The sequence below is a fragment of the Pantoea sp. DY-17 genome (genome assembly GCF_019795975.1).
GTDB lineage: Bacteria > Pseudomonadota > Gammaproteobacteria > Enterobacterales > Enterobacteriaceae > Pantoea > Pantoea leporis.
The window spans coordinates 59,977-71,955 of record NZ_JAIMIG010000006.1 but is presented as its reverse complement, the minus strand read 5'-3'; the positions used below and the strand labels follow the sequence as shown (position 1 = coordinate 71,955).

General features: G+C 59.7%; 10 protein-coding genes. 1 reads left to right on the top strand and 9 read right to left on the bottom strand.

Annotated elements, in window-relative coordinates:
* Positions 1–27: 27 nt before the first annotated feature.
* On the bottom strand, positions 28–1,233 hold the full coding sequence (locus K5Y33_RS21215; protein ID WP_101762738.1) for an MFS transporter: 1,206 nt from the start codon (positions 1,231–1,233) through the stop codon (positions 28–30).
* Between the two features lie 92 nt (positions 1,234–1,325).
* Here K5Y33_RS21215 and K5Y33_RS21210 point away from each other — a divergent pair, with 92 nt between their 5' ends.
* Positions 1,326–2,258, top strand: a complete 933-nt coding sequence (locus tag K5Y33_RS21210; protein ID WP_192236937.1) for a LysR family transcriptional regulator — start codon at positions 1,326–1,328, stop codon at positions 2,256–2,258.
* 186 nt (positions 2,259–2,444) lie between these two features.
* Here K5Y33_RS21210 and K5Y33_RS21205 read toward each other — a convergent pair whose 3' ends face one another.
* The 8 genes from K5Y33_RS21205 to K5Y33_RS21170 all read right to left on the bottom strand — a co-directional run bounded on the left by K5Y33_RS21205 (position 2,445) and on the right by K5Y33_RS21170 (position 11,941).
* Positions 2,445–2,954, bottom strand: coding sequence for a TIGR00645 family protein (locus K5Y33_RS21205; protein WP_101762740.1), 510 nt, complete (start codon positions 2,952–2,954; stop codon positions 2,445–2,447).
* A gap of 54 nt (positions 2,955–3,008) precedes the next feature.
* Positions 3,009–5,681, bottom strand: a complete 2,673-nt coding sequence (kdpD, locus tag K5Y33_RS21200; protein WP_222235049.1) for a two-component system sensor histidine kinase KdpD — start codon at positions 5,679–5,681, stop codon at positions 3,009–3,011.
* Positions 5,682–5,770: 89 nt separating this feature from the next.
* The gene (kdpC, locus tag K5Y33_RS21195) at positions 5,771–6,343 is read right to left on the bottom strand and encodes a potassium-transporting ATPase subunit KdpC (protein ID WP_137386707.1); all 573 of its coding nucleotides are present in this window, start codon (positions 6,341–6,343) and stop codon (positions 5,771–5,773) included.
* 11 nt (positions 6,344–6,354) lie between these two features.
* A complete protein-coding gene (gene kdpB / locus K5Y33_RS21190) occupies positions 6,355–8,403 on the bottom strand; it encodes a potassium-transporting ATPase subunit KdpB (RefSeq protein WP_137386708.1) in 2,049 nt (682 codons plus the stop codon).
* A 7-nt stretch (positions 8,404–8,410) separates the two neighbouring features.
* On the bottom strand, positions 8,411–10,090 hold the full coding sequence (gene kdpA / locus K5Y33_RS21185; RefSeq protein ID WP_222235048.1) for a potassium-transporting ATPase subunit KdpA: 1,680 nt from the start codon (positions 10,088–10,090) through the stop codon (positions 8,411–8,413).
* The gene (gene kdpF / locus K5Y33_RS21180; protein ID WP_081113208.1) at positions 10,090–10,179 is read right to left on the bottom strand and encodes a K(+)-transporting ATPase subunit F; all 90 of its coding nucleotides are present in this window, start codon (positions 10,177–10,179) and stop codon (positions 10,090–10,092) included. Before kdpF ends, kdpA begins: the two co-directional genes overlap by 1 nt.
* A gap of 109 nt (positions 10,180–10,288) precedes the next feature.
* Positions 10,289–11,452, bottom strand: coding sequence for an HD-GYP domain-containing protein (locus K5Y33_RS21175; RefSeq protein ID WP_210081407.1), 1,164 nt, complete (start codon positions 11,450–11,452; stop codon positions 10,289–10,291).
* Positions 11,453–11,608: 156 nt separating this feature from the next.
* Complete coding sequence (locus K5Y33_RS21170; RefSeq protein WP_101762746.1) at positions 11,609–11,941, bottom strand: HigA family addiction module antitoxin; 333 nt, start codon at positions 11,939–11,941, stop codon at positions 11,609–11,611.
* Positions 11,942–11,979 lie beyond the last annotated feature (38 nt).

Sequence of the window (11,979 nt, the reverse complement as noted above, 5' to 3'; positions counted from 1 at the left end):
CCTTTAAGCCTGGCACATGTTAGGCGATCAGTTTTTCAGATGACGGCTTGCGAGGCGAATCATCAAGGCAAGCGCAGCGGCCAATGTTGCGAGTGCGACCACGCCGGTCCAGCCCCAATGTGCCAGCGCCAGGCTACCCAGCGCCGCGCCGGTCGCCATGCCGATGAAAACAACGGTAAACATCAAGGCGTTAAGGCGGCTGCGCGCTTCTGGTGCCAGGCTGTAAACCAGCGTCTGATGCGCCACCAGCGTGGCCTGCACCCCCAAATCAAAACCGATGGTGCTGATGATAATCAGACCAAGCTGAGCCGGCATCGGCAGCAGCGGCAGCAGGAACATCAGCGCGAACGACACCATTACCAGCGTGGCACCGTACTGCGTAACACGCGCCGGACCGATGCGATCCGCCACACTGCCCGCTAACGGCGCGGCTAGAGCGCCTGCCGCACCCGCAAGGCCGAATGCGCCAGCGACCGCGCTATCCAGATGGAAGTTTTGACTTAGCATTAACGCCAGCGTTGACCAGAAGGCGCTAAAGCCCACCGACAACAAACCTTGTGCCAGCGCGGCGCGGCGCAGCGTTTGATGGTGCTGCCACAGATGCGCCAGCGACAGCAGCAAACGCGGATAGCTCACCGACGTGCCCGGCGTAAAGCGCGGCAGCACGCGCCACAGCGCCACGCTAATCAGCAACACCGCCGCCGCCGCAATCATGTACATGGTGCGCCAGCCGAAATACTCCGCCACCACGCCGCTTACCACGCGTGACAGCAAAATCCCCACCAGCAATCCCGTCATTACCGTGCCGACGATTTTGCCGCGGCTGCGCTCCGGCGCTAACGCCGCTGAAGCGGGCACGATGTCCTGCGCCACGGTGGCGGTTAAACCGGTGACGAAGCTGGCGATCAGCAAGGCGTTCAATCCGCCCGAGAAGCCACACAGCAGCAGCGCGGCAACCAGCAGCAAACCTTTAATCAGAATAATGGTGCGACGATCGTGGCGGTCGCCAAGCGGAGCCAGCAGCAGAATCCCCAGCGCGTAACCGGCTTGCGTCAGCATTGGCACCATGCCGACGCTGCCAATCCCAACGTTGAATTGTTTGCTGATGATATCCAGCATCGGCTGGCTGTAGTAAATCGATGCGACGCTGAGTCCGGCACCGGCCGCGAGCGTAAAGACCAGCGGCGCGGGCAGTTTTTCAGCTGGCATGGCTGACGTTGATATAGCTGACATAGTGGATTCCCCCGTGAAAGTGCGCTTATTAAAGCGCGTTGCCGCCATACGCGGTAGACTGCTCAAACACAGAACTGTTATGCGCGGTACGTATGAACAACCCATCCAGCCTTGATCGTATCGAACTGATGCAGACCTTTATCCGCATCGTCGAGAGCGGCTCGCTCTCCGCCGCCGCCGCCCAGCTCGGCACCACGCAGCCCACCATCAGCCGAAGGCTGCAGGCGCTTGAGCAGCGGCTCGGTCTCAAACTGATTATGCGCACCACGCATGCGCTGAAACTCACCGACGATGGCGAGCGCTGTTATGCGCAGGCGCGTCAGCTGGTCGCGACCTGGCACGCGCTGGAGGATGATCTCACCGGCGCCAGCGACGACCCGATTGGCACGCTGCGCGTGCGGGCGCCGCATGCGTTTGGTCAGGATCAGCTGATTGAACCGCTGATTGATTATCTGCATCGCTATCCACGCTTAAACGTGGAGTGGACGCTGAATGACCGCACGCCAGACTTCATCAGCGAAAACATCGACTGCGCCATTCAGGTCGGTGCGCCCAGCGATGCTTCAATCGTAGCGGTGTTACTGGCGGAAGTGCCGCGCTTTGTGGTGGCGGCACCGTCGCTGCTGGCCGCGCACCCGCCGATTGAGGACGTCTCGCAGCTCACCAACCTGCCCTGGCTGGCGCTGACCAGTTTTTATCGCAACGAAATCGCCCTGCAGCGTATTAACGATGGCAAGCCGGTGAACCTGGCGATTGCCCCGCGCCTCGCCAGCGACAGTTTATACGCGGTGCGCAAAGCCGCCGTTGCCGGGATGGGCGCGGCGGTGGTGTCATCGTGGGTGGTGCAGGAGGATTTAGCGAAAGGGGATTTGATTCAGCTGTTGCCGGAGTGGCAAGCGCCGCCGCTGCCGGTGTGGCTAACTTATCCGTGGGCCAGCTACTATCCGGCGCGGTTACAGAAGTTTTTCGCCATGATTCGGGACGTGATGCCGAAGTTAGCCGGGACGCAGCCAGCGACGCGGTAGCGGTTTTCCCTCACCCTAACCCTCTCCCAACGGGAGAGGGAACCGATGGTAGCGCGGTCAGCCTCCTCGCCCACTGTGCCGATGGCGGCACGGTCAGCCCCCTCACCCGCTTGTGCCGATGGTAGCACGGTCAGCCCCCTCGCCCGCTTGCGGGAGAGGGCTGGGGTGAGGGACAGCGCGCACAAACTACATCTTCACCGCTTTCTTATCCCCCTTCGACATATTATCCAGCCAGCCCATTACAAAGGCCGACAGCACAAACGTCAGGTGGATAATCACGTACCACATCAGCTTATCGTTTTCGATGTTGCGCGCGTCCATAAAGATACGCAGCAGGTGAATCGACGAAATCGCCACAATCGAGGCCGCGACTTTGTTTTTCAACGAGCCGGAGTCCATTTTACCGAGCCAGCTCAGCTTCTCTCTGTGCTCATCAATATCCAGCTTGGAGACAAAGTTCTCGTAACCCGAGAGCATCACCATCACCAGCAAACCGCCGACCAGCGTCATATCCACCAGCGACAGCAGCAGCAGAATCAAATCGTTCTCCGCAATGCTGAAGACGTGCGGCAACAGGTGAAAAATTTCCTGGAAGAATTTGATGGTCAGCGCCAGCAGGCCCAACGAAAGTCCCATGTAAACCGGAGCCAGCAGCCAGCGCGATGAATACATCAGGTTTTCGATAAAACGTTCCATAAGTTCCCATTAATCAACAGACAAGTGGGCGAGTATAACCGAACTTATGTGAAGTTATTTCAGCCCTTCTTCAGAAATTTCAGGCGCGGCGGGCAGCGGCAATGACAAACGGAACACCGCGCCGCCTTCCGGCCGATTCTCCGCCCAGATGCGCCCGCGATGGGATTCGATAATGGTTTTACCGATCGCCAAACCCAAGCCGACGCCCGGCACCGCCGACTCTTTATCACCGCGCGCAAACTTGTCAAAAATACGCGTGAGGTTCTCCGGCGCGATGCCGGGACCGCTGTCCCACACCGCAATCTCCAACCGATCGCGATCGCGCCACGCCCGAATACCGTGCTGCGCCGCGTTGCCTGCGTATTTCAGGCTGTTTTCGATCAGATTGGTAAACACGCGCTCCAGCATGGCGCTGTCGCCTTTGATCAGCACCATCTCGGGTAAATCGAGGATAAATTCATGGCCCTTCAGCGACGGGCCCATGCTGCTCAGCGCGCCGCCAATCACCTCATCCAGCGCCACCCACTCTTCGCGCAGATTGAGTCCGCCGGATTGAATGCGTGCCATATCCAGCATGTTACTCACCAGCCGGATAGTACTCAGCGTCTGTTCACGAATCTGATTGGCCTGGTCGACATACTTCGACTCTTCGCTGGCGAGATCGAGCATCAGCATCTCCGCCTGACCAAACAGCACCGTCAGCGGCGTGCGCAGGTCGTGCGACAGCGCTGACAGCAGCGCATTGCGCAGCTGCTCGCGCTCGGCGGCCAGCCGCGACGCCGCTTCACTGTGCGACAGCGCCATGCGTTCCAGCGCGTTAGCAATCAACACGGTGAAGGTTTCCAGTAAACGCTGCTGTTCGGGGATCATCAGCTGACGCAGGTTTTCCGGTTCCACCACCAGCAAGCCGAGACAGTGATTACCACTTTTCAGCGGCAAAATCTGGTACGGCACCGCGGGCAAGGTATCGGTGCCCGCGCCCGCCGGTTGGCCTTTGCTGTAACTCCATTTGGCGATGGCCAGATCCGGCGGCGTACCGATCGCCGTATCGCCCACGGTTTGCAGCTCGTCCTGCTCATCCGGCAGCAGCAGCAAACTGCGCGCCTGCAGGGTGACATCGATGATGCGCTGGCTGGTGGTGGCGATATCCTGCGGCGTCAAATCGCTGCCGAGCGCTTTCGCCATCTCATACAGATGCCGCGCGCGCTGTTCACGGTAGCGCGCCACTTTGGCCTGATAGCGCACGCCCGCCGTCAGATTCCCAACAATCACGCCCACCGCCAGCATCACCGCGAAGGTCACCAGATACTGCAAATCCGACACCGCAACGGTGCCGGTGGGCGCGACAAAGAACAGGTCGAAAGCGATGATGTTGATCACCGTAGCGAACACCGACGGCCAGCGGCCATAGCGCAGCGCCACCAGCACCACCGCCAGCAGATAAATCATCACGCTGTTGGCGGGATCAAACGCCACCAGCAGCCAGCGGCCGACGCCGGTGACCAAAATACACAGCAGCAGCGCCATCACACAGCCGCGCAGATAGAGCCGCCATTTTTCGTTGCTGGCGCGTTGGCCGCCGAGCGGATGCGGCGCATCGCGCACCGGTTCATCCAGCGCCACCACCAGCAAATCGAGATCCGGGCCGAGTTCGCCGAGGCGCTGGGCAAAGCTGTCGCGCCGCCAGCGCCGTTGTGGCTGACGGCCGGTCACGATTTTACCGAGATTGTGCTCGCGCGCGTAACGCAGCACCGCGCGCGCTTCATCGGGATCGGAGAGCGTGGCGGTTTCAGCGCCAAGTTCCTGCGCCAGTTGCAGCGTGCGTAAAATGGCGCGACGGCGCGCTTCCGGCAGCCGATTGAGGCGCGGCGTTTCCACATACACCGCGTGCCATTCGCTGCCGAGCCGCGCCGCTAAACGCGCGGCGGTGCGCACCAGCTTTTCGCTGCCGGTATCGTCGCCGATGCACAGCAGAATGGCGTCACGCGTGTGCCACACTTTGTCGCGGCCTTGCCGATCGCGCCAGGCACGCATCTGGTCATCCACGCGATCGGCGGTACGACGCAACGCAAGCTCACGCAGCGCGAACAGATTGCCTTTACGGAAGAAGTTTTCGATGGCGCGTTCGGCGCGGTCGCCGACGTAGACTTTGCCCTCTTTCAGCCGCTGACGCAGATCGTCCGGCGGCAGATCCACCAGCACCACTTCGTCGGCGCTATCAAAAAAGGGATCGGGCACGGTTTCACGTACCTGAATGCCGGTGACGCCGCCGACCACATCATTCAGGCTTTCCAGATGCTGGACGTTAACGGTGGTGATGACGTCAATGCCCGCTTCGAGCAGCTCTTCAATGTCCTGCCAGCGCTTGGGATGACGCGAACCCTGCACGTTGGTGTGCGCCAGTTCATCCATCAGGATCACCGCCGGATGGCGCGCCAGCGCGGCATCGAGATCGAATTCGGCGTGGCGCGAACGGCCGGTGGTTCGCCGTGGCAACAGCGCCAGCCCGTTGAGCAGCGCGGCGGTCTCTGCACGATCGTGGGTCTCTACCACGCCGGCTAACACGTCGAGACCTTGCGCCCGCAGGCGCTGCGCCTCCTGCAGCATGGCAAACGTTTTGCCCACGCCCGCACAGGCGCCAAAGTAGATTTTCAGCTTACCGCGATGGCTGTCGCTGTGGTTCAGCAGCAGCGCATCGGGATCGGGGCGGGCAATATCGTCGTTCATCGATCGTCCATCGTAAAAACAGCGTGATGAATCGCGCCGCTACGATTGCGTGCATATACCGTAGCGGCGCAATGCATTGCGCGAGGTGTTTATCCTTGTAAATCATCCAGCGCCAGATTCAGACGCAGCACGTTTACCGTCTCTTCGCCAACAAACGGCAGCAGCGGGCGCTCGGTGTGGCGCACAATCAGCGCCTCGACATCTTTCAGCGCCATCTTGCGCGCGGCGGCGATGCGCGGTGCCTGCCACAACGCAGCTTCTGGCGAAATATCCGGATCTAATCCGCTCGCCGATGCGGTGACCAACTCCACCGGCACCGCTTTGGGCGCTTGCGGATTCGCCGCACGCAGCGCGGCGACGCGTTCCGCTACCGCTTTATCCAGCGCCGGATTGCTGCCTGCCAGATTGCTGCCGCTGGAGGCCAACGCATTATAAGGCGCATCGCCGGTAGCGGAAGGTCGGCCCCAAAAGTGGCCCGGCTGATTAAACATTTGCCCAATCTGCTCGGAACCGCGTACCGCGCCATCCTGCTCAATCAGCGAACCGTTGGCCTGCGATGGGAACCACCACTGCGCCAGACCGGTGGTCAGCAGCGGATAGACCGCGCCGGTGAGCAGCGTAAGCACCAGTAACAATACAATAGCCGGACGTAACTGACTCATTTCTCTTCTCCTTAAGCCAGACCAAGCAGCGTTAGCAGCAGGTCGATGGCTTTAATACCTATAAACGGCACCACTAATCCGCCCGCACCGTAAATCCACAGGTTGCGACGCAGCAGCGCCGCCGCGCTCAGCGGACGATAACTCACGCCTTTCAGCGCCAGCGGGATCAGGAACACAATCACCAGCGCGTTAAAAATTACCGCCGACAAAATCGCCGAGTTCGGCGAATGCAGCCCCATCACGTTGAGCATGTTGAGCTGCGGATAGGTGGCGGCAAACGCGGCCGGAATAATGGCGAAATACTTCGCCACGTCGTTGGCGATACTGAAGGTGGTAAGCGAACCGCGCGTCATCAGCATCTGTTTACCGATGTGCACCACTTCCAGCAGCTTGGTCGGATTCGAGTCGAGATCGACCATGTTGCCGGCCTCTTTCGCCGCCTGGGTTCCCGAGTTCATCGCCACCGCCACGTCGGCCTGCGCCAGCGCCGGTGCGTCGTTGGTGCCGTCGCCGGTCATCGCCACTAAGCGCCCTTCGGCCTGATACTGACGAATCAGCGCCAGCTTGGCTTCCGGCGTCGCTTCCGACAGGAAGTCATCGACACCCGCTTCCGCCGCAATCGCCGCCGCGGTTAACGGATTATCGCCGGTGATCATCACCGTCTTGATGCCCATCTTGCGCAGCTCGGCAAAGCGCTCTTTGATGCCGCCTTTGACGATATCTTTCAGCGCCACCACGCCCAGCACCTGCGCGCCTTCGGCCACCACCAGCGGCGTGCCGCCAGCGCGCGCCACTTCTTCCACGGCGGCATTCACTTCTAACGGGAAGCGGCCATGATTGGCTTCAATGTGGCGACGAACCGCATCGACCGCGCCTTTGCGGATCAGACGATCCTGCACGTTCACGCCGCTCATGCGCGTTTGCGCCGAGAAGGGAATGAAGCTCGCCCCCATGCTGCTCAAGTCACGCTCACGCAGGTTAAATTTCTGCTTCGCCAACACCACGATGCTGCGCCCTTCCGGCGTTTCATCGGCCAGCGATGCCAGCTGCGCCGCATCGGCCAGCTGCTGTTCGCTGACACCCGGCGCGGGCAGAAACTGCGTCGCCTGACGGTTGCCAAGCGTGATGGTGCCGGTTTTATCCAGCATCAGCACATCGACGTCGCCCGCCGCTTCCACCGCACGGCCGCTAGTGGCGATAACGTTCGCGCCCAGCATGCGGCTCATGCCCGCCACACCGATGGCCGACAGCAGGCCGCCGATGGTGGTGGGGATCAAACACACCAGCAGCGCCACCAGCACCGTGATGCTGACTGGCGTGCCGCCATACGCTGAGAACGGCCACAGCGTGGCGGTCGCCAGCAGGAACACAATCGTTAGCGACACCAGCAGAATGGTCAGCGCCACTTCGTTCGGCGTTTTACGGCGTTTCGCGCCTTCCACCATCGCAATCATGCGGTCAAGGAAGGTTTCGCCCGGATTGACGCTGCACTGAATCACCAGCCAGTCGGAAAGAATGCGCGTACCGCCGGTCACCGAGGAGAAATCCCCGCCCGATTCACGGATCACCGGCGCGGATTCACCGGTGATGGCGCTCTCATCCACTGATGCGCCGCCCTCCAGCACCTCGCCGTCGCACGGAATGATGTCACCGGCTTCCACCAGCACCACATCGCCTTTGCGCAGCGTATCGGCCGCCACGTTGTGCCAGGCAGCGCCGTAGCGCGCTTCGGCCAGTTTTTTCGCATCGCTGGTTTTACTGATGCCTTTCAGACTGTTGGCCTGCGCCTTGCTGCGCCCTTCCGCCAGCGCTTCGGCGAAGTTGGCGAACAGCACGGTGAACCACAACCAGATGGCGACGCCGGCGGTAAAGCCCGCGTTACCGCTGAGCGCGCCGCTGGCCATGCCCACCGCCAATACCGAGGTCAGCACGCTGCCGATCCACACCAAAAACATCACCGGGTTGCGGAACTGCACGCGTGGATCGAGTTTTTTCAGCGCATCCAGCATGGCAACGCGGGTCAGCGCCGCATCAAACAGCGCCAGTTGTTGACGACTCATGATTCCGTTATCCCTGAATTGATTGCAGATGTTCCGCGACCGGGCCCAATGCCAGCGCGGGGATGAACGTCAATGCGCCCACCAGCAAGACGGTGCCAATCAGCAGCGCGATAAACAGCGGGCCGTGCGTTGGCAGCGTGCCGTTGCCGACTGGCTGAATTTTCTTCGCCGCCAGCGAACCGGCAATCGCCAGCACCGGAATGATGATGCCGAAGCGGCCCACCAACATGCAGAAGCCCAGCAGCAGGTTCCAGAACGGCGTGTTAGCGCTCAGTCCGGCGAAGGCGCTGCCGTTGTTATTGGATGCAGAGGAAACCGCGTACAGCACTTCGCTGAAGCCATGAATACCAGGATTGGCCATACCGGCGCGACCGGCGTCGGTCATCATCGCCAGCGCGGTGCCGAGCAGCACCAGCGTTGGCGTCACCAGGATCGCCAGCGCGGTCATCTTCATCTCCCATACGTCGATTTTTTTGCCCATGTACTCTGGCGTGCGACCGATCATCAACCCGGCGATAAACACGCCAAGCAGCACGAACAGCAGCATGCCGTACAGGCCAGCACCGACGCCGCCGAACACCACTTCACCCAGCTGCATCAACCACATCGGCACCATGCCGCCGAGCGCGGTGAAGGAGTCATGCATGGCGTTAACCGCACCGCACGACGCCGCCGTGGTGATCACCGCAAACAAGCTGGAGTTGAGAATGCCGAAGCGCGTCTCCTTGCCTTCCATGTTGATGGCGCTATCCGCGCCGAGCGCGAGGAAGTGCGGATTACCACGCAGTTCGGCCCACATCACGGTGATCACCGCCAGCACAAACATGATGGTCATCGCCCACAGCAGCATGTGGCCCTGACGACGATCGCCCAGATGCTGACCAAAGGTGAAACAGAGCGCCGCCGGGATCAGGAAGATGCTCAGCATCTGTACGAAGTTGGTCAGCGCCGTCGGGTTTTCGAACGGATGCGCCGAGTTAACGTTGAAGAAACCGCCGCCGTTGGTGCCGAGCATTTTGATCGCTTCCTGCGATGCCACCGGACCGAGCGGCAGCGTCTGCTGCGCGCCTTCCAGCGTGGTGAGCGCATGGTACGGTTCGAAGGTTTGAATGCTGCCCTGGCTGACGAAGAACAGCGCGATAACCAGGCTGATTGGCAGCAACACGTAAACAGTAATGCGCGTCAGGTCACGCCATGCGTTGCCGAGCGTATCCAGCGAACGGTTGGCAAAACCACGAATCAGCGCAAACGCCACGGCGATACCGGTCGCCGCCGACAGGAAGTTCTGCACCGTGAGGCCCGCCATCTGACTGAAATAGCTCAGCGTGCTTTCCCCGGCGTAGGATTGCCAGTTGGTGTTGGTGACGAAGCTGATAGCGGTATTGAGCGCCAGATCCCAGCTGAGATTAGGCAGATGCTGCGGGTTCAGCGGCAGCGCAGCCTGCGTCATCAACATCAGCAGCAGCAAGGCAAAACCCAGCGCGTTAAACAGCAGAATCGCCAGCAGATAGTGCGGCCAGCGCATGGCATCGCCGTCGGCACCGGCCAGTCGCCACAGCGCGCGTTCGGTGCGCGGCAGCAGCGGCTTGTCAGCGACAAACAGGGCGAGATAACGTCCCAGCGGTTGTGCCAGCACCATCAGTACCAGCAGAAACACCGCAATTAGCATAAATGCATTCGCCGCCATCAGAATGCCTCCGCATTAAGCAGGGCATAAATCAGGTAGCCCAGAAGAACAAACACCAGCACGATGCCGGCTATCACGCCCACGCTCACAGCAACCTCCAGAGGATTTTGTTAGTGCTGCAAGCATGCGCGGCGCGGCATAAAGAAGAGGTAAAAAGGCGGGAAGCGGGCGTAAATAAAGTATAAAAATGGTGAAGAATTAAGCGCTTTCTAACGCCCAGATGCGGTTCAGATCGATGTTCTGCCATAAGCCGCTGTCTTCCGCGCCGGTGATGCTGTCGGTGCAGAAGCTGTCGCCAAGATCGAGCGCTTCCGGTTTTACTTCGCGCTGCGCGTGCAACGACCAGAACACATGCACTTTGGGCTTAAGCAGCGATTTTTCGCCCGCCTGTACCACCAGCGCCACGCGCCCGGAAGCCAGTCGCACCAGCGATCCCACCGGATAAATACCGATGGTGCGCACGAAGGCGTGCAGCAGCGTGTTATCGAAATGGCCACGCCAGCTCAACATGTTGTGCATCGCTTCGGCAGGCGTCCAGCCTTTGCGATAAGGGCGATTCGAGGTAACGGCATCATAGACGTCGCATACCGATGCCATGCGCGCATACAGTGAGATTTCGTCGCCTTTCAGTCCGTGCGGATAACCGTTGCCGTCATACTTTTCATGGTGATGCAGCGCGATATCCAGCAGATCTTCACCGGCATTGGCTTCCATTAGCATCTGCGCGCCCACAATCGGATGCTGACGCATCACGGTGAACTCTTCATCGCTGAGCTTGCCGGGTTTGTTGAGAATCTCCAGCGGCACCGCGGCTTTACCCACATCATGCAGCAAACCGCCCATACCAACGCGCCGCAGCTGATGCTCATCGAGGCCCATTTTTTTGCCGAGCGAGATCATCAAACCGCACACCGCCATTGAGTGCAGATAGGTGTAATCGTCGTGATTCTTCAGGCGCGCCACGCTCAGCAGCGCCGTGGGTTCGCGGGTGATCGAACCGGCAATTTGATCAACCAGATCAAGGGTGTAATCGAGGTCGAGGCCTTGCCCCATGCGCGCCTCGTTAAACATCGCCAGCACCTGCGGTTTCCCCTGATTGAAGATGCTTTGCGCCTGATCCATCTCCTGGAAAAACGGGGTTTGAGGAATCTCTTTTTTCGGCGCAGGCGTGACGGGTGCCTGTACCGATTTGTCGAGATCGATCCATAACTGCAGGATCCCCTCATTGCGGATCATCGCGATCTGGCGTTTATCAGTGATCAGCATTTGGTTGCGAATGCGCTTATCTTTGACCCACCAAACCTCCAGTTTGTGGATAAACATTCCCTGCCGCAGTTCGTCAACATTAATCAGCTTTATCACGATATCGCTCCTTAATATCAGTGGGTGGTAAGGAGGTATCGGCAGCTGAGCAAAAAATCTTCAGAGTGGATTTGTGCGATCGGTGAGGTTTGCGCGCGAGGTACGTATAAATGCGAATTTTACGTCGTTGGATCGCCATTTATGGCGACCATGATTTTAGGCTACAACCGCTGAACGCTGCGCCAGAAAGGCACTTAACGGCGTTACCCTGCTCAACTCTTCCTGTGTTCTGGCATCGTTTTCCACTTCCCATAGATCCAAATGGCGCTGCAGATTCAGCCAAAAATCGACTGAAGTATCGAAAACAGCTGCCAGCCTATAGGCCATTTCGGTGGTCAGTTTACGGTTGTTATTCACCAATGCACTGACTGTATTGCGGTGCACGTTCAACATCTCTGCCAGGTCATTCACTTTGAGGTTAAGCGGCTCGAGGAACTCGTACTGCAGAACATCGCCAACGCTGGTCGGTTTACGCATCGCCTGTTTCATTATTGCTTCTCTTTAACGGTTAGCAGTTGGCCACAAGT